The sequence below is a fragment of the Marinobacter aromaticivorans genome (genome assembly GCF_002806975.1).
GTDB lineage: Bacteria > Pseudomonadota > Gammaproteobacteria > Pseudomonadales > Oleiphilaceae > Marinobacter > Marinobacter aromaticivorans.
This window is the reverse complement of record NZ_NIHD01000003.1, coordinates 296303-315335: the sequence shown is the minus strand read 5'-3', so window position 1 is coordinate 315335 and position 19033 is coordinate 296303. Positions and strand designations below refer to the sequence as shown.

The 19033-nt window shown below is 56.6% G+C and carries 16 protein-coding genes; 2 read left to right on the top strand and 14 right to left on the bottom strand.

Features of this window, described 5'->3' with window-relative positions:
* Positions 1-11: 11 nt before the first annotated feature.
* The 14 genes from CDH48_RS06580 to CDH48_RS06515 form a co-directional block, all read right to left on the bottom strand.
* On the bottom strand, positions 12-1022 hold the full coding sequence (locus tag CDH48_RS06580; protein ID WP_100687923.1) for an AgmX/PglI C-terminal domain-containing protein: 1011 nt from the start codon (positions 1020-1022) through the stop codon (positions 12-14).
* On the bottom strand, positions 1019-1525 hold the full coding sequence (locus CDH48_RS06575; protein ID WP_100687922.1) for an ExbD/TolR family protein: 507 nt from the start codon (positions 1523-1525) through the stop codon (positions 1019-1021). The genes CDH48_RS06580 and CDH48_RS06575 overlap by 4 nt, the downstream gene beginning before the upstream one ends.
* A complete protein-coding gene (locus CDH48_RS06570; RefSeq protein ID WP_100687921.1) occupies positions 1522-2043 on the bottom strand; it encodes an ExbD/TolR family protein in 522 nt (173 codons plus the stop codon). The genes CDH48_RS06575 and CDH48_RS06570 overlap by 4 nt, the downstream gene beginning before the upstream one ends.
* 24 nt (positions 2044-2067) lie before the next feature.
* Positions 2068-2790, bottom strand: coding sequence for a MotA/TolQ/ExbB proton channel family protein (locus CDH48_RS06565; protein WP_100687920.1), 723 nt, complete (start codon positions 2788-2790; stop codon positions 2068-2070).
* A gap of 135 nt (positions 2791-2925) precedes the next feature.
* Positions 2926-3234 carry a hypothetical protein gene (locus tag CDH48_RS06560; protein WP_100687919.1) on the bottom strand — a complete coding sequence of 103 codons (309 nt, stop codon included), beginning with the start codon at positions 3232-3234 and terminating at the stop codon, positions 2926-2928.
* A 15-nt stretch (positions 3235-3249) separates the two neighbouring features.
* On the bottom strand, positions 3250-3837 hold the full coding sequence (locus CDH48_RS06555; protein ID WP_100687918.1) for a tetratricopeptide repeat protein: 588 nt from the start codon (positions 3835-3837) through the stop codon (positions 3250-3252).
* On the bottom strand, positions 3824-8443 hold the full coding sequence (locus tag CDH48_RS19385) for a tetratricopeptide repeat protein (RefSeq protein ID WP_264754762.1): 4620 nt from the start codon (positions 8441-8443) through the stop codon (positions 3824-3826). Before CDH48_RS19385 ends, CDH48_RS06555 begins: the two co-directional genes overlap by 14 nt.
* Positions 8444-8529: 86 nt before the next feature.
* Positions 8530-9075 (bottom strand): AraC family transcriptional regulator, encoded by a 546-nt coding sequence (locus CDH48_RS06545; protein WP_100687917.1) that lies wholly within the window; start codon positions 9073-9075, stop codon positions 8530-8532.
* Between the two features lie 19 nt (positions 9076-9094).
* Positions 9095-10294, bottom strand: a complete 1200-nt coding sequence (locus CDH48_RS06540; RefSeq protein ID WP_227520973.1) for a DUF3570 domain-containing protein — start codon at positions 10292-10294, stop codon at positions 9095-9097.
* Positions 10251-10487 (bottom strand): DUF4266 domain-containing protein, encoded by a 237-nt coding sequence (locus CDH48_RS06535; protein ID WP_100688105.1) that lies wholly within the window; start codon positions 10485-10487, stop codon positions 10251-10253. The genes CDH48_RS06540 and CDH48_RS06535 overlap by 44 nt, the downstream gene beginning before the upstream one ends.
* A gap of 20 nt (positions 10488-10507) precedes the next feature.
* Positions 10508-11005 (bottom strand): TlpA family protein disulfide reductase, encoded by a 498-nt coding sequence (locus CDH48_RS06530; protein WP_100687916.1) that lies wholly within the window; start codon positions 11003-11005, stop codon positions 10508-10510.
* A 17-nt stretch (positions 11006-11022) separates the two neighbouring features.
* Entirely contained in the window at positions 11023-11682 is a 660-nt protein-coding gene (locus CDH48_RS06525; protein WP_100687915.1) for an outer membrane beta-barrel domain-containing protein, read from the bottom strand.
* Positions 11652-12401 (bottom strand): SH3 domain-containing protein, encoded by a 750-nt coding sequence (locus tag CDH48_RS06520; RefSeq protein WP_100687914.1) that lies wholly within the window; start codon positions 12399-12401, stop codon positions 11652-11654. The genes CDH48_RS06525 and CDH48_RS06520 overlap by 31 nt, the downstream gene beginning before the upstream one ends.
* A gap of 21 nt (positions 12402-12422) precedes the next feature.
* The gene (locus tag CDH48_RS06515) at positions 12423-15074 is read right to left on the bottom strand and encodes an HzsA-related protein (protein WP_227520972.1); all 2652 of its coding nucleotides are present in this window, start codon (positions 15072-15074) and stop codon (positions 12423-12425) included.
* 215 nt (positions 15075-15289) lie between these two features.
* Here CDH48_RS06515 and CDH48_RS06510 point away from each other — a divergent pair, with 215 nt between their 5' ends.
* Both CDH48_RS06510 and CDH48_RS06505 read left to right on the top strand, forming a co-directional pair.
* Positions 15290-16522 carry a hypothetical protein gene (locus tag CDH48_RS06510; protein ID WP_227520971.1) on the top strand — a complete coding sequence of 411 codons (1233 nt, stop codon included), beginning with the start codon at positions 15290-15292 and terminating at the stop codon, positions 16520-16522.
* Between the two features lie 7 nt (positions 16523-16529).
* Positions 16530-19031 (top strand): LamG domain-containing protein, encoded by a 2502-nt coding sequence (locus tag CDH48_RS06505; RefSeq protein ID WP_100687913.1) that lies wholly within the window; start codon positions 16530-16532, stop codon positions 19029-19031.
* Positions 19032-19033 lie beyond the last annotated feature (2 nt).

Below are 19033 nucleotides of genomic sequence, written 5' to 3'. Positions count from 1 at the left end.
GTCGCGACGCCTCAACCGGACAGCAGCTCGATCGGGTAGCGGATTGTTGTCCGGTCGACGCCCGGCTTGGCTCCGAAATCCACAAGCAGCAGGCGATTACAGATTTTGCTCTCCAGCCCGGGCTCGTCAAGGGTTGATTCAACGACAGAGCAGCTCGACACGGCGCCACTTGATTCAATCACCAGTTCGGGCGTAATGCTGCCCTGCAGCGATGGCTTACGGCGAAGTTCCCGGTTATAAATGCTATAGATAGCGGATTTGTTCGCATCCATGGTGCGCCGCAATTCCTCCTTGCTGCGGGTTCGCGACGCAGTTTCCTGCTTTTCTCTGCGTACAGCTTCTCTGGCTTCTGCAACACGTGTCGCTTCTGCTACTTCTGCTCTTTCGCGCTCTGCCAAAGCCACTTGACGGCTTTCGCGCTCAAGTGCTGCGTCGTTCACACCTGAACTGCGCACTTTGGTGGTTGCTATGGCAGCCAGAGAATCTTCCGCCTTGCGGGCAATCGGTTTTGCGGTCCGGGTTACCGGCGCATCAAGTTTTATGGAACTGGCCAGCGAGCTGAGCCTGGAAAGTTCGTTACCCATGGCCAGAACACCCGCATTCCGGGCTTTTTCACGAGCCTTGGCAATGGCTTCAGGCTCCGGCTTTTTCTCAAGCTTCGGCTCCGGTACCGGAGGTTGTGGTTCTGGTGCAGGCCTGGGTTCCGGTTTGGCCTGCTCCACCGGCTTTTCTTCCGGCTTTTTCTCAGGCTCCGGTTCGGGTTCAGGCCTGGTCTCGGGCACAACCGGCCTGGGTGGCTCTTTCTTCTCCACGAGCAGTTTCGCCAGCTGCGGTGGCAGCGCCTCGCGCTCCTGTCTATCCCGCTCCGGCAACTCGATCCAGGTGACATAACCGGCAAAAAACAAAAACAAAGGCGCAACAACCAGCGCTGCGGAGAGTAACCGTTTGCGCTCGCCCTGCTCCTGGCTCCAGGGTAATCCATACCGGTACTCTTTTGTGCTCCTGTTTAGGCTCCTGCTCATGCTCCGGCCCTCTCTTTTGCACGCTGGTTAACTGCCAGCGATATGCTGGCGTATCCCGCATCCACACAGGTCGACATGATTTTCTTGAGCAAATCGTATGGCAGTTCGCGATCAGCAAGTATGGTGATCGCCCGCCCGGCCTCGGGTGCTGGCTGGCCTGAGCGGCTGGCCTGGTAATCCAGTTCCTTTTTCAGTTCCGGCTCTACCTGCCCTTCAAGGGCCTTCAGCGCTTCGCGTTTGATGACGGCGCGCCCGTTCACGAGAATATCCTCGTCGGTTACTGTCAGCGCAAGCACGTCACCGGGAGGCTGTACCGCGGTCGAATCCGGCAGCTTGATGGTGCTGCTCTGGTTGAGCACCTGCACATCGGATGAGGAGTTAACCATCAGGAAGAACACCAGAATCGTGAAGATGTCCATCAACGACACCAGGTTCATCTTGCTCTGGCTCCTGTTGCGCCTGTGGTGGCGCTTCAGGCGACGGGCTTTGGCAGATTCTTTCATGATTGCCCCCCAGCGTCTTGCGCGTCTTCTGCATCCACCACAGGCGCGTCTCCCAGAGAGATTTCAGGGAACAGTTCTGCCTCCACAAGGTTGCCTGCAACCACAGCATCGTAGGAGCGAACCGTGTCCATTACGCTGACCAGAACCTGATAGGTGGTATCCCGGGAAGGCATGACAATCACGTCTTTTTTGTCGGGAACCCGGCTCTTCAATTCTTTCATGACTTCTTTGAGCGCAACAAAATCGTACCCGCTTTCGTTGCCGTCGATGGTTTTGATTACGCCACCCTGGTTGTCCGCAACAACCAGCCGATCAGCGTGGATAACCACCTGTATCTGCAACTCCTCAACCTGCTCCGGCGAAAGACTTTCACCGCTGGGAAAGTTGAGCTCCAGAACACTGGTGTGCGCAAAGACCATGTTCAGAAGCAACACCGGCACCAGCACGATCATGAGGTTCATGAAGGGTGTGATGTCGAGATCCGGCTCGCTTTTCAATCGACGATGTTTCCGTCTCATAGCCTGGAATCCTTCAGCTGATTATCAGGCCGGAGTGCGGACGGGGGTGCCGCCGGCCTGCGCTGCTGCAGGAGCGGAAGGTGAACCGGATTGCGCCTGGGTCTGGGCACCGGGGCGCGAGCCGGAGCCGTCGCTTAGCAGGTTAAGCACCTTGATCCCCGCCATCTCGAAACTGTCGACGATTTCATTGGTTTTGGTCTGCAATACGGAGTGAATCAGCAGCAAGGGAATCGCCGACATAAGGCCAAACGCTGTGGTGTTCATGGCCACGGAAATACTCTGGGAAAGCAGGCTGGCTTTTTGTGCCGGATCGGCCGCAGCAACTGCGGTGAATGCGGCAATCAGGCCAATAATGGTTCCCAACAGACCCAGTAGCGTTGCGATGTTGGCAAGCGTTGCGAGGTACTGGGTTCGCTTTTCAAGACGCGGCATAACGTCAAGGAGCCCTTCTTCCATGGCATACTCAATGTCCTCACGGCCCTGGCGGCGAGCCAGCCTCTGAAGGCCGTAGCCAATCATGGTGGACATGGCAGTACCGGAATCCTGCGCGTAATCCAGCGCCCCCTTGAAGTCACGCTTTGCAATCATCTGGTGCAGTCGGTTGAAGTCCCTGCGATTGGTGATTTTCTGGGCTGACAGGTACAGGTATCGCTCAATGGCCACTATGAGTCCGATAACCAGCACAATGGCAATCGGAAACATAAAAAAGCCACCTTCCTGGAAAAAGCGAACGGCGGTATCAATCATTTTCTGGGCACTCCATGGTCCGGGTTTTGCAACAGTCTAAGCGCTGCTTCCCCGCAAAGGGGTTAAGTTAGCGGAAGTCTTTGTTGCGGTTTGTTGTAGTTTGCACTCGGGCACAGAAACACTGTGACACCTATCTCACTTGCTATCCGGTGTTACAGCCACCTGATGACTGTTGAACACCTCGTGGTAGCGGACAAGCCTTTGAAATTCATAGCGCTCAAGCGGTGCGAAGGGTTGCTCCACCATTAACTGCTCATCCGGCGCCCGGAGCTCATCCACTTCCGGTGGCTGCCAGGGCACCAGATACATAACCATTGGCACCTCCTGATCGCCCCGAATGCGGGTTCCCTCAATGGTCACTATCCCTGAATCCTGAGCCTGAGCCGCTGGAATACAGAGTAATGGCAGGGTCGCAAACAGTATGCTGCGGCAAATGGCTTTCATGTTCTGTTCCCTGTCTCAGATTCTGTTTTTCGCATCGAATATCCAGTCTTCAAGTTTCGGATCAGGTTCCTCTGCCAGCGTTTCGTAGCGTTCGTACAGGGGTAACGCCTGGCCCGGCTCGCCAAGATAAATGTCCATCAGAAACGCCAGATTGAGCAATGCCGGCAGGTATTCAGGGTTGGCAGCAAGGGCGGCACGGTAATACTGCTCTGCTGTCGCAAAATCGCCGGCTTTGCGGGCGATAACACCAAGATGGTTGAGTGCAACCGGATGTGCAGGATTGAGCACCAGCACCTGTTCGAAGTGCGCCTTTGCCAGTGCCATGTCGCCTGCCTGAAACGCCAGCAGACCCAGATTTGCAACCGGGCCGGAGCGCTGTGGGTGCTCTGCAGCCATCTGTTCAAAGCGGGCCCTGGCCTCATCAGTATCACCGTTTTCCATTAACACAACAGCTTCTGAAAAGGCTTCCTGCAATTGCGTTTCGGATGCCTGTGTAATTGCAGCCGCCCCATCCGCTGTATCAACACGTTGCGGCCCGAGCGCACAACCGGACAAAAGCAGGATACCCGCAACCACTGCCGTCAGTTTTTTATCCCAGATCATGCACCACTCCGGCGGTAACTTCGGGTTTGTTGTAGCGTCCGGGCAGAAGGCGGCGCAAGGATTCGTAACTGCGCCTGACCCACTCATCAAAAATGCCATCGCGGGCACGCCGGATATTCTGTTCGTGGATATCAATGGCATTGTCTTCAAACGGATACGCCTGCTCTTCCAGTAACAATTCGTACTGAGCGAGCTCCAGTTGGCTGAGCCCCTCGGGGCGCTCGGATTCCATCAGGTCGGTGCCAAGCCGGCTGTATATATGCGCAATCTGGTAGCCCGCCTCCGTAGCAAACGATGACAGCCCGTAGCTGGCTGTTTTCTGGTAGGCCTGCACGGCTGCTTCCAGTGCGTCTGTTTTGGCTACCATGCTTTTATTCAGGGGCAAGGTCAGGCGGATACTGTCGTAGCGTGCCAGTGCATCCCGGGCCAGCGTGGCGGAGGCGGACGCAGCCAGATAACGCATGCGATCATCGGTCGCCTCCGGGTTCTGATCCACTTTTTCCATCTGCCGGTTCAGCCAGTAATCGCGACGACCAAGGTCTCCACGGGCTTCGTAAAGCTCTGCCAGCCGGTTAGCAGCTTCCATATAAATGTCGGCAGGCTCGGGGTGACTGTTTGCGTATTGGCGCCAGGTATCAATCGCTTTGGCGTCGTTTCCTGCCTGATCGTAGAGCTCGGCGGCAATCCGGAGGTTTTCCCTGCGTTCCCCGGATGTGGTTGCCATGGCAACCATCCGGTTGAGTTCGTCACCCGCCTTTTCCCATTGCCCTGTTTCCCGATAGGCGAGCGCCAGCTTCGCAGGAACCGTATCAGCCAGTTCATGCTCCGGGAAACCGGAGCGGAAGCCGGTCAGTACAGTAATAGCATCGTCCCATCGTGCAGCACTGATCAGCAGGGAGGCGGCGTCATACTGCGCGTTTGCGTTCAATACTGACGCAGGTGCCACTGCCCCGACCCGCAGATATTCTCTGACCGCGACATCCACCTGGCCGGCTTGCGCCAACTCTTCGGCCTGACGAAAAACCGAGGCCGCCATGTTTTCCAGTATTCCGGGCCGGCGCGCATCTTCAGCAGGCATCATGGCGATGGCATCACGGTAGGATTGCTCGGCTTCATCATAGCGTTCAAGCTCATAAAGACTATGGCCTGCCAGTAACCGGGCCTCCATTATCAATGCGGCATCGACCGCCGGCTGCCAGGCCGCCAGGCGCGCGGCCATGGGGATAACCTCGTCAAGATTCTGCTGATCGAACTCCCGCTGCAGGGCAATGTAATACACGCCAGGAGCCCTCGGGTCTTGTGGATAGGCATTTGCGAACCGCAGGCGGTTAAGCTGTTGCATCTCCTGAAGGGCGAAAAGATCCGCACTGGTTTCGTTCATCCAGGTGGCGGCGTATTCCCGGAACGCCAGTACGGAAGCGTACCCGGCTTCTGCAGAACGTTCAGACGCCCTGCCCACCTCCGGATAGTCATAGGCCACCCGCTCAAAAGCCCGTATGGCGTCTGGCCATTGCTGCAGCTCCATATAGGTTTCTGCCAGCAGGAACAGGCGTTCCGGTGTGCGCGGATGATCCGGGAAGGTAACCGCAAATTCGGAGTAATAGGCTGCCGCCCTGCGGTAATGCTCATCCGCGCTCAGGTTTTGTCCACGCGTGCCTGGCATGGATTCTTCGTGGGACCGGGCTCGGGCTTCCCCCGCCAGCAGGTAGTGACGATCAGCCAGTTCCGGTAACAGGATCTCAAGCTGGCTCTCGATATACACCAGGGTTTCCGGATCAGCCTCCGGCCAGTAATCACTGTAGATGCCGTAGCTTTCGATGAAACCGGCCTTGCGGCCGGGGACGGCATTACTGAAACCGGCACGCTCGAGGGTATCGATCGCGCGCATGTGATAGTGCGGTGCCCACGGGCTTGCGGGGTGTGCCTCTATATAAGCATCAAACACGTCGATAGCGTCGCTGTAGCGCTCCCGATCAATCAGCAAGGTACTGTAACGGTCGTAAACCAGAATCTCATAAGGCCGGCTACCCACCTGCCGGAACAGGTCCTGCAGGGTCTCGGCGCCATCAAGATAAGATAATGAAAGGCCAACAACCCGGAACAGGTCTTCCGTAAGTGTTTTGTAACGCTGATCCGGCGTTTCCGACGCCTGCTGGCCCGGCATGATCAGATCCAGCACTTCGATGTAACTCAGCAGCGCCTGTTGGTAGTCACCCTGCTTGAACAGACTCCATCCTTTCATGTAGTGGGCATTCATCAGGAACGCTGGATCGGTTTCCCGTTCGCTGTTGGCGCTTTCGTTGCTGGCGAGAACCACCTCTGCAAACGCCTTTTCCGCTTCCGGATAGCGGCCATTAATAAACAGGATATCCGCGCGCCGGAACTGGGCTTCCAGCCAATACTCTGAATCGGGGTATCTTGTTACCAGCGTGTTCAGCGCCTTGAGCTGCTCGTCGGTCGTGCCGCGAAGTTCCCAGGCCCTGGCCAGCTGATAGTAAATCTGGTCGTTGCCCTTGCGCCCGGGATATTCCGCCAGCAGGTCGGTATAGGCAGCTATGGCGCCTGACAGATCATCTTCTGCAGTGTCTGTCATTATACGTTCAGCACGGGCGAACTCGAGATCCGCAAGCCGGTGCCGGATGGTAACCTGCCTGGCCGGGTCGTCCACCAGTGGCAGTAAATCACGGTAACTGCGCATCACAGACTCGAGAGAAACGACCGTGCTCCGGCCTGCCTGGAAAAGCTGGTCCGCCAGCCGTGCCTGGGCATGGCGGGAGGCCAGCAGGTAACGCCTGATCTCACTATCTTGTTCCGCCAGAGCCTTGTCCATGCGCCCCATGAGAATACTGCGCGCCTGTTCTGATGCTTCGTGAACCTGTTGTTTCAACTCCTGAAGCTCTTCCACATTCCGGGCCAACCGACGGGACAGCTCGTTGTGCTCTTCGTCTGCGGCCATCAGGGCTTCTATTGCCGCTCTCTGGTTGCGGAATTGTGCCATTTCCCTGTCCAGCTCCCGCAACTGTTTCTGGGCGGCCCAACGGTTTATGCCGTAATCATTTGCCAGCGTCCAATCGAAGTAGGCTTTCATTCGCTGGTAGGTTTTCCTCTGGCGGGCGGTGCGCTCGTCATCGGGTAGCTGTGCGAGCGTATCGGCAACCTTGTCGAGACGGGCTTTCAGAGCTTTCTGCCCGGATGTCATGAAAAATTCAGCATCTTCTCTTTCAAGGGCCGCCTCGATTTCGGTACGAAACGATTCGTGCGCTTTCGCGCAATCGTCTGCCTGCTGCTGTTCAAGCTCAAACCGGGCCTCCCGGCTTCGCCGCTCCCGCTGCATCCGTCGTGTTTCCAGCATGGTTTCGAAGGTACTGAGCTGTTCTTCCCGCTGCAGCAGCAACGCCTGCATGCGATACAGTTCGTGCAACTCCCCCAGCGCCTGCTGGAAGGGCTCTGCGGCCAACACTTCTGAAAGTCCGAAATCCGTCGGTGTTACCCGCAGTCGCCCGTAGGCGTCGGTTATCATTTCACCGCTGTCGCGAAGAAAGCTCAGCCGGGCCATCAGTTTGTCTTCTGTCAGTGCCTTGCGGGCTGAAGTCAGTTCCTTGCTCCGGACGTCATAATGTTCGGCAGCCCGGGTAAACGCCCCCAGTGCTTCACGGGGTCGATTCGTCTTTTCAAGCAGGTAACCACGGGCGTAGGGAAGCTGTTCGCGCCAGGGCAGAAACAGGTTGCGCCGGGACAATGTATCAAGGGCATCCAGAGCCTTGTGCATCTCACCCTGGCCAGCGGCAGCAAGCACATAGTCAAACAACGTCCTGTCGGCAAACACGCTGTCCAGGGGCATGGTCCCCAGCAGTGCTGCGGCCTCATCAAATCTGGCCTCTCTGAGGTGCATACGGGCAAGGGATAACCGGCTTTTATCCAGCAAGGCGCGGTGCTCGGCAATCAGCTCTTCTCCCGGCGACTCATCTTCCATATCGGCAATCAGGGTAATCAGGCCTTGCTGCGCTGCTGCCGACTCGCCAGCGCTGATATCGGCCATGGCTATGTTGTAGCGCAAATAGTATTGCCAGGGGCCGGAATGCTTCAGTCGTTCAAGCAGGCTATCAATCAGCGCATCATCACCAAATTCCGGCGATGCCATGGCCAACCGGGCATTCAGGTAAAGCCATTCTGCATACAGCTGTGCATCGCTCTCCTCCAGCAAGCCTGCGTTGACCCGCTGAAGGTTCTCATAGGCCGAATCAAACTCACCCTCGAGATACAGCACTTTGCCAAGATAAAACCAGGCCTGGTTGCGAACGTCCGGAGCAAGCTCTATACCACGGCTTTTGCCATCTGAAACATCACCGGTGCCGCCGTCTTCGAGTAACCGTGTAAAGAAAGAACGGGCTTCACGAACCATGCCGTAGGACAGCATAAGCCCGCCCTCCACCAATTCCGGATAGGCTCCATGCCCGCGGATGCTGCCCCGTTCACGGGCCACGTCGAGCAAGGTCAACGCTTCAAGTGCCTCTCCCTGATGGTAGTTATAGAGCACCCAGCCATACATGGGATCTTTCGCCCGCTGCGGCGCCGCATCAGCAACTGCCGTCGGCGCACTGAGCATAAACGACAGGCAAACGGCGGCAGCGGTAACGAATCCTGTCGCTACTCCTGGGCCGGTTTTCCCGGGGAACAATGTCTCGAACCCTGTCACTTCCACTCCGCAATCGTAACCATAGGCTGATAATCCGAAGAGCGGTCCTCAATGCGTATTTCCAGTGCTGCTGTCTCCGTGCCCTTCTCGAAGGCCAGAGTGGCTGCCTGTTTGTAGGCGCGGTTATCCGGACCAATGCCTTCCACAAAAGCCGTTATCTCATGGTTGCCGGTTTTCAGGTTGCCAATAAACAATCGCTGCATGCCACCACGTTCAAGAGCGGCGACCTGGCGATTCGTGTACAGATGAGAAGCCACGATTTTGCCGTTCACCTTCAGTTTCACAGCGTCCAGCTTGAGAAATTCACCTGTATCGACGCTGAGAAAAACCGCAAACTGCGTACTTGCCGGAAACAGCAGATCTTCTTCCAGAATGAAAAGATCCCGGTTGAGGCGGATGACTTTTTTCTTGAGCTCTTCAACCTGCTCGGCAACGGCCTTGCTGTTCACCGGCGCTTCCGGCTCTGCCAGTGCGGCAGTACTCATGAGCAGTATCGTTGCAGCCAGAATGCCGGCTATACGTGTATTCAGTGAATCCGTCATGGTCAGGTTTCCTGCAAACTCAATATTCGAGAATCAGCGATGCCCGGGTGACCAGAGCATCGAATGAATAAAGTGGCTCTTCCCCCGGCAGATAATTGCCCGGGGCCGTGACATCCCGGAAGTTGTCATAGTCGAAGTTCAGCCAGTCCAGCAACAGGCTGAACTGCAGCCGCTTGATACCGGGCAGAGAAGTCTGCTTCCACTCAAAGACTGCCCCTGTTGCCAGGGTGGTGCCGGACAGCGAGCTCAGCTCTTTGTCTCTTGCAAGGTGGGTCTGTGAGTTTTCATAGGGGAAAAGGTCGCTGTAAAAGTCCGCCTCGCCCTGGCGGTAGTAGCGCACCGAGCCTTCCAGCGTCCAGCGGTCATTAAGACCATGGGCATAACCCAGCTCAACGGTATGGGCGTTGATGCCCCAGGTGTCGGTGAAATACCGGTACTCTCCCCGGATAGAGGCCCGATACGGCAAATGGTAAATGGCACGGGCCGCCACCGAGGTGCTGGTGCGGGTTTCGGGATAGCGCTCCGGCTGATAAAGAAAGGAGGTGGCGTCGTTGGGGTCCAGATACCGGTTCTGACGATACGGGTTCTGCAGGAAACCCTCATCCGTAACCACTTCCAGGTCGAGGCCCACCAGCGTATTCCGGGTGAGTACCTGGCTCAGGCCCAACTGGAAGTTGCGACGGTCGGCGTCCTCACTGAAACTGTCATTGCCAACCTTGCCCACTTCATCCCAGCCTCCGGCGTAACCCAGTGTGACCGTGGACATACCACCAAAGAATTCCTGGCTGACGGTGAAATAAAGTGTATTGGCCTCGTAATCGTTTTCCGAGCTGTTGGTAAATCCGAGGCTCATAATGGCCCGCTCGTAGAGATAGTCGACACCAAGGGTGTACTCGGTACGCTCTTCGGTATAGGCACTCGCGGTTGCCAGCACGTCGACAGACGCCGCCGACACCGAATCCACGTAATACTGCCCGGACAGTGACACCTGCGGCCCGGCACTTTTGCGCACCAGTACAGAAGGGCCATCAATCACCATACCGCCGCCGTCGTAACGGTGATAGAGCACATCCACATTATCGACCGGGAGGGTTGCAGCCTGGGCAAAGGAGCACAGACCCGCCATTGCGGGAAGCAGCCACAGTGCCACCTTGCCGTGGCACGCCTGATTGCGGTCAGTTACACCCACAACCACCTCCCGCGCCGCCTTCTGCTCCACGGGCAGATTCCCTGGCCTGATAAACGTGGTGCATGTAGGAATCTGCCCTGCCGTGACGGCTCAGGCTCATAATGGGATCCGCCAGCCGATCCCGCTCATAGGGTTTAACCCAGGGCTTTACCGGGCTGCAGCCAGCCGTTGCGGATAGCAGCAACGTCAGCAACAACGGCATGATGATGGTGAACCTGCGCATAACCTTTGTCCGCCCCGGCATCACTCTCGCACCAGCTCTCTGATCTGGGCTTCGTAGTCGTCTTCATAGCCGGGTTTGTAGCCGTAATGAATGTACCGGGCGTTGCCGTCACGATCGATCATCACAGTCGTGGGCATGGCCGGCACTTCGTACAGCTCACTGACCGAGCTTTCCGGGTCGTACAGTATCGGGTAGTTCACCGGCACCTTGTCCAGAAAACGCAGGGCTTCGTCGCGGTTTTCATCCACATTTACCGCAAGAATGGTGAACCCGAGATCCTGATAGCGGCTGTAAATATCGTCCATCAACGGCATTTCCTGCCGACATGGCCCGCACCAGGAGGCCCAGAAGTTCAGCATCACCACTTCGCCGCGATGATCTTCAAGCCGAACATTGTCTCCGGAGCGGCTTTCAAGCGTGAAATCCGGAGCCGGGATATTGATGGCGCCTGCCTGTACCGGAATTGCAGCGCCGGACAAGGCGAGTGCCAATACAGTGGCTGTAACCGGGTTGTTCATTTCAATGGCTCCTGTGTTCAGAAAAAGACCGACATTCCGGTACTGATTTCAGTGTTTATGGATGTTTTCTCCGCACCCACCACATCAATGCGGTAATAGTGCTGGCGCACACCCAAATGCAGCGCAAGGCTGTCCGTCAGAAGAATCTGATAACCTGCTCCGGCATTGACAGTAAAACGGGTATCACCGCCAAACTCCGTGGCGCCGGCCCCGGCAATCAGATAGAAATTGGTGTTGAAGGCGTAATTCTCGGTCAGAAAACCCTGGCCGGGCAGCAGGTTATAACCCAGGCTGATGTTGTAATAACGATACTCTCGCTCACTGTCGGTCAACACTTGCACGTTACCCGCCAGGTTTTCGAAACTGGTTTCTCCGCCCTCGGCAAAACCTATTCCGGCCTCGAAAAAGAACGACTCGCTCAGGTGATAAGTCAGTTTGCCGCCATACACAAACGACGACTCGAAGTCTTCGATATTGAGCACGCCTGCAAAGGCTCCGATTTCGAAGTTTTCGGTATCGATCAGGGCTTCATCCACCGGCACAGGCTTCACATCCGGCTCGATCAAGGGCCGGTCGTCGCGCCCGGATTCCCCCGCTGCAAATGCCGGAAGCGTAAAAGCCATAACCTGTGCCAGGCAAAACCCGGTCAGAAAAAGATGCTTAGTCCGATTTTCCATTCTGTCGCTTCTTCGTTGGTTGCTCGGCGGGTAAAGACCTTGTAGTCCTTGAACTCGGCCCGGAGAAAATAACGCTCGGTTATGTAAACCCTCAGCCCGAGACCTGCATGGCCCACGGAGTTGTCACGTTCCTCCGGTACCGCGAGCGTTGCTTTCGGGTCCACCCAGATATGGCCTATGCCCAGGGTAAAAAACGGGGAAACCCGCCAATGCGGGAATGGCTGATGCACGATATTGGCATTCACCATCAGTATTTCCGAGGCACTGCCCAGCACCTGCGAGCCCCAGAGTTCCGCGGCCAGGTTCGGCGTAAACCAGTAGCCGCCATAGCCTGCCGTTACCGGGGCCCCTTCGAACTCCCCCATCATGATTCCGGCTTCAATATTGCGCTCACTGAACGCTTTCATATCCGGTACGCTGAGATTCACCCTTTCACCGGTTGCATCCCGGGTTTGCGCAATGTCAGCTACGGCGACCCAGCCTTCCCGACCCTTACTGTCCCGGACTTTCATCCAGCCGGTCTTGCGCTGCAGAAGCCTTAGCCACTCCCCTTGTTCACTGCTGTGGAAAACCGGATAACCCACAGCCGGGCCGGTGCGCCAGGCCACATAAGGCTCCACAACCTGAACCCGTTGCCCGGGCTCATCATCGCCCCACAGCCAGCCTGCCCAGGCGGTCACAGGTAAACACAACATCAGTAACAGAGTGGCAATGGGCATGGTTATGGCGTTGGTTCCTGATCAGTTTTCCGGAGCGGCGAACGGGTCGTTGTAATACTGGGCGCCTATGTCCAGCCACTCTGCGATAAGGCGGAGTTCGGCGGGTGTCAGGCGGCCATCGTGAGTGCCTCCGGGCTTGAATACCTCGCGGAATCCAACGCTCGCCAGGGCGCCATTGACTGACATGCTTGGCGGTACGATTATCGGTGCAAGAATGGGTGTTGGCAGGCCGGTTACTTCATCCAGTATCGGATTCCCTTCTTCGTCCCTCACAACATCACCCGTATCAACCATTGTGTCTATCAATACACCTCCGGAATTCAGTTCCTGTTCATTATCCGGGAACAACAACTCTCGATAAGACTTGAAATGCAATGGCTCGGCATCAGAAGGGCCATCCGTGAGATCCAGTTGCGCAGCGGCAACCGCTGGCGCCCCTGCTTCATCGGTATTGGTGTGGCATGAGGTACAGGTGTTATTGCCGATTACCTGTCCTCCCGCATCCAGTATTTCTCTGTTCAGGCTCCACAGCGGATGAATGTGGGTTTCGTAATTGATAACTGCCCGGCAGTTGGCCGTCCAGTCGTTTGCACACACTCCCGACACGGGTGGGGGTGTCTGCAGATTCTCATAGGCCAGTGACCGCTCTTCGACGCTGCTGGCAAGGTCCGTCCACTCATCTGCGCGATAAACCGGGTCTGGTATTGGCTGGCGTATACTCTGAATCCGCGCATAAACCTCCGCCATGGTTTCGCCCATATCTGCATACAGGGCCGGATCGGTACCCGGAAAAGGCAGTCCGGTGGTGCCCGCACCACGCCACGCAGGGGCTGGGCCTGCATCCGGACGACCGTGGGACACGGGCGAACCGGAATCGTGGCATCCCTGGCACTCCAGCGTTTCTCCCGGGCGCACCGACAACCAGTTCTGGTGGCGCTGGCTGATTCTGCGACCCTGGGCGTCCAGAACGCTGATCGCAAACGCAACGTTCGCGGGCACCGCCACCTTTACCGAGCCATCCGGCTCAACCGGCACATACCCAAGGATTTCCCGCATTAGCTGCCCCCGGCTGCGACCGAAAGCGCTATTGTCAAAATCTTTTACGTTCTCGTCGGGCATGGATACCGGCTTTTCCAGGCGCAGGAACCGGGCCGGGCGCTGTGCCGCTGTTGTGATGGAAGGGTTTGCAGTTGCTGCAATACCGTTTGGCGCGGTGTCCACTCCATCTAAATCGTACACACTTCGAATATGCACAATGCCGTAGCCTGCATCTGCCAGGCTAGCGGCAACTCCCGTGAACTGGGCTTCCGGAATAAACCCTTCCAGCGAACGCTGCCGCAGCAGTATTGCTTCATCAAACTGCTCACCCTCTGAAGGCTCCACCACAGGTCTCCGGGTTCCGTTTGCTACATCCAGCAGCCAGAGCCCGTAAACCGGCGGTGCAGGAACATAGGCATCGGACTCCAGGCGCTCTTCGGTACAGTTTACAATCCGGCTGGATGCTCTCTCGCTGAGCCGGCATGGCGTCCAGCTCACCAGGTATCGGCCAGTGCCATCCATAAGCGGCGAAACAGAGCCGTAACGACCGTTCAGCGTAAGCTCCCCGTCGAGGCTGATGCCCGGGACCAGTGGGCTTTGGCCACTTCCGACACTGCCGTCAATATGCAGCCCGGCTTCCACGAAATTATTGATGTCAACCTCGGCCGGTGCCGAGGCATAGTTGTCGCTCTCAAAGGGACGCAACTGCACCAGCAAGGCGCCGGAGTCGGTTTTACGAGGCTTCAGATACTGAACATTGCGCGCCCCCGGCACAGAATCATGGGAATGACGCCCGTAGAGATAGGTGAGCCCTGTTCCATCCGGATTCACCCGGTAAAGATTAACCCCGTTGCTTCGGGTCTGACCGGCGTTGTCCCAGCGGCTGAATACAATAAAGCCATCGTCGCTGACCAATGGGTCGAGGTCGTGGCTCTGATTGAAGGTAATCTGCTGAATATTGTCGCCGTCCTCATCCATGGTATGCAGCACGAACGCGGGCACATCCCGGTTTTCATCAAGGCCGGCGAACTGGCCTTTGCCTTCATCCAGCAAAATGGCTTTGGAGGTGCGTTGCCGGGTAGACGAAAACACAATACGCCCGTCCGGCAAATAAGCCGGTGCCACGTCCTGACCTGCCCGGGCGGTCACATCGGAGGAGATAATCCTGCGCAGAACATCGGAAGCAAGGTCGTATTCCCAGATATTCCAGGTGGGCTGATCTTCCTCATCGACACCCTCGATTTCCGGCGCCCGCATGGCAAACAGAACCCGCGTGCCGTCATGGGAAGCGTGCAGGTCTTTCACGTCGTACCGCAAACGCCCTGCATCATCCAGAAACTCGGGGCCGGAAAAAGCCCGGGATGATATGTCCCTTGGGCTCGCATCGATTGATGCACTGGCTTTCACATACAGGCGGGCACCGGGGCGAAAACTTGAGGGGTCTGCCAGATTGTCTTCAATCAGAGCCCCGCTATTGCTGTCAAATAGCAGAGGGCGCTTCACATATGCCACCGGATCCTCAAGCACGACGGGATCCGGTTTCTGACTGTCGCCAGCAGGCAGGCAGCCGGAAAGTGCGATCGCCAACCCAAGGCAGAATAGTGTTCTGGCGATCTTGTTCGGTTTATAAGGCACGCGCCCTGGCTCCACTGAAAACCGCAAAACTACCCTGCGGCAAAGAAATTCATGACATAAATTAAGTCTGAGCCTCCTGAAACCTCTACGGGTTTTACGTAAGTAAATGTAATTACGTGGCGCAACCCACAATTCTCATGCTAATTGCAAGACTAAACTATTAACAATTGTCAAATTGGCCTATCGTGCCAACCAAAAACATTGAGGACAGCGACATGAAAGCCCAAGAGAGAATGCCGCACAGCGCATTCAAGGCATGCAGTATGTCACTGCTGATTCTGATAACTGCTGTTTACGCGGGTGCAGCAAATGCCGGACCGCGAGAACAGGCCAAGAGAATCCATGACAGGATTGCCGGGGTTCCACCCTCTGCCGAGGTCCTCGATGACATGGCACAGGATATTGCGGCCGGCCGAAAGCTGGATGCAGCTTTCCGGGCTATTGCCGACCCGGCGTTTTACAATGTAACCCTGAAAAACCTTGCCGCCCCCTGGACCAACGAAGCCATGACTCCGTTCGTCCCGCTGAACGACTACACGGCGACTGTGATCGGGCTGGTCAGAGATGGTGCAGATTTTCGCAGAGTGTTGTATGACGACATTTTATACATCGGCATGTGGAACGATGTACCACCCTATTCCAACTCGAACAACAATCATTACGAGAAAATCGAAGAGCTTGGTCACGACCTTTCCGACCACCAAAACTTCCGGGGCGTAAGCCAGTCCGGATTAACTGGCCTGCCCACTGACGCAACCGCCGGCGTAATTACGTCTCGCGCAGCGGCCAGAGCCTTCTTCAGCGCCGGCACCAACCGGGCCATGTTTCGCTTTACCCTTATCAACCATATGTGTAACGACCTGGAGCAGGTTGCCGACGTTACACTGCCACCGGATCGCATCCGCCAGGATGTCTCCCGCAGCCCCGGTGGCGACAGCCGGGTGTTTCTGAACAACTGCGTGGGTTGCCATACCGGCATGGACCCGATGACCCAGGCTTTTGCCTACTACGATTATGAGTACAACCCGGACACTGACCCCGATGGGCTTATGGGCCAGTTGGTTTACAACACCATCAATGAGCCGGGCACTGAGTCGCGGGTGCAAAGCAAGTACCTCATCAACTCAACCACCTTCGAGCCAGGTTATGTAACTACAGGTGATTCATGGGACAACTACTGGCGCCAGGGTGCCAATCGGCGCCTGGGTTGGGATACCAGCCTGCCTGGTTCAGGAAGCGGCGCCAGAAGCCTGGGAAGAGAACTTGCCTATTCCGACGCCTTCGCCGAATGCCAGGTAAAGAAAGTGTTCAAGAACGTATGCCTGCGGCCACCCTCAAACAGCGATGATCGCAACCAGATTGCGACAATGGTGACCAGCTTCCGGAATACAGGCTTCAACCTGAAGCAGGTGTTCGCCGAATCTGCCGTCTACTGTGCCGGGGAGTAAGAACGTGATGACAACCATAATCCGTCAGCAAACAACTGGCTTGCGTTCACTGGCCACTATCACAATTCTGGCAATGGCTGCTTTGGTACTGAGCGGCTGTGGCGGCGAGTCCACCGAAGCCCTGCCGAATACTACCCCCGGCTCTGGCACGATAAGCTACAGCGGCCCCGCACCCGCCAGCGACGATGTACAGAATTTCAAACTTAACGTCTGGGACAATCTGGTTCAGGACAATCGCTGTGGTTCCTGCCACGGCACGGGAGGCCAGTCGCCTACGTTCGTGGACGGCCAGAACGTAAATACCGCATACGCGCAGGCCAATACAGTCGTGAACCTTGCGGATCCGTCCCAGTCTGCCATGGTGACCAAGGTGGCGGGCGGGCACAACTGCTGGACAACCAGTGATGCAGTCTGCGCAGACATACTCACCACCTACATTTCCAACTGGGCCGGGGGCTCAGCAAACTCGGTCAAAACCATCGAGCTTCGCGCCCCGGCGATCAAAAACCCTGGAAACACGGTCATCCTCCCCAGCGACCCAAGTGATTTCGCCAGCACAGTTTACCCGGCGTTAACCCAATACTGCAGCGAATGTCATGCCGACAGCGGCCAGACTCCATACATTGCCAGTAGCAATCTGGAAACGGCCTATGAGCAGTCCAAAAGCCGGATCAACCTCAACAACCCCGCCAATTCGCGCCTGGTGGAAAGGCTGAGGTTCGATGCCCACAATTGCTGGACAAGCGATTGCGAAAGTTCTGCGGCGTACATGGAAACGAAGATTCTGGAGCTGTCTGCGCTGCAGACGCTGCAGCCGGTTGACCCAAGCCTCGTTACCAGCAAGGCGCTGGTGCTGGAGAGCGATGGCCTTCTGGCCAATTCGGGTGGACGTTTTGAAGACAACATTATCGCGCTTTACGAGTTCAAAGCCGGGGAAGGCCAGATTGCTTACGATACCAGTGGCGTATCCACACCACTGGACCTCACACTCAGTGGCAATGTGGACTGGGTGCTGGGCTGGGGTATCAACATAGGTCCCGAAGTCAAACCTGAAACCGGCCCTGTAATACCGGCAGGCAAAGCCCAGGGCTCGACCACCAGCAGCAGCAAGCTGCATGCACTGCTTACGGACTCTGGCGAATACGCCATTGAAGCATGGGTCGCGCCGGGTAATATTACCCAGGAAGATGCACGCATCATCACCTACTCCGGCTCGGCCACCGCCCGCAACCTGACGCTAAGCCAAACCTTGCAGCGCTACGAAGTGCTCCATCGCAGCACCACCAGCGATGAGAATACTCCGTTCGCAACCCAGGATGGCGACAAGCTCCTGCAGGCCACTCTGCAGCACGTTGTTGTGAACTATAGCCCAGGCACCGGGCGACAAATCTTTATTAACGGCAAGCATTCCGGCGATCTCGACCCGGACGATGCCGGTCTGCTTTCCGAGTGGGACGACAGTTTTGCCCTGGTACTTGGTAACGAAACCGATGGCCGGTCTCCCTGGCAGGGCGCCATTCGCATGGTCGCCTTTCATAACCGTGCACTGACTCCTGAGCAGGTAAAAACCAATTATGATGTGGGTGTAGGCCAGAAATTCTATCTGTTGTTCGGCGTTTCCCATCTGATTGATGTGCCGGAAAGCTTTATTGCTTTTGATGTCAGCGTGTTCGACAACTACAGCTATCGCTTCACTGAGCCTTTCTTCATCAGCCTTGATGCAAATGCAGAGCCATCGAACATAAAGCTCGAAGGCATGCGCCTGGGCATCAACGGTAAAGAAGCCACCGTCGGTCAGGCCTGGGCAAATCTTGATGTGACTCTGGATAGCGCCACCTACGAGCCAGGTAAAGGCCAGCCGGTATCACGACTGGGTACCATCATCGCGCTTGAGAATGGTCCTGGTAGCGACGAGTTCTTCCTGACCTTTGACCGGCTCGGCAGCAGCACCTTCTCACGTTCTCAGCCACCAGTGCCCGGAACCGTCGCACCGCCGGTTCTTGAGCGTTCGCCCGACATCGGCCTGAAAACTTTTGATGAGATCAATGAGTCCATGGCACGCATGACTGGTATTCAAAAAACGCAGGAGAGTGTGGCCCAGACATTCGCCACCGTGAAACAGCAGCTACCGACAGTGGAAAACATCAGCGGATTCCTGTCGTCTCATCAGATGGCCGTAACGCAGATGGCCATTCAGTATTGCAGTGTTCTCGTCGACGATGAGCAGGCACGGGCGAACTTCTTCCCGGGCTTTGACTTCTCTGAACCTGCCGCAACAGCCTTTGATCACAGTGGCAAGAGCCTGATTACCGGGCCATTGTTGGCACGGTTCGTGGGCGAGAACCTGTCCACTCAGCCTGCCGCATCGGATATTCAAGCGGAGCTTGTCAGCCTGATAGACAAGCTGACACCGTGTAGCGGTGAAAACAACTGCCAGAACCGTACCGAAACAATCGTTAAAGCAAGTTGTGCCGCTGTTCTTGGCAGCGCCACCACCCTGGTTCAGTAGAG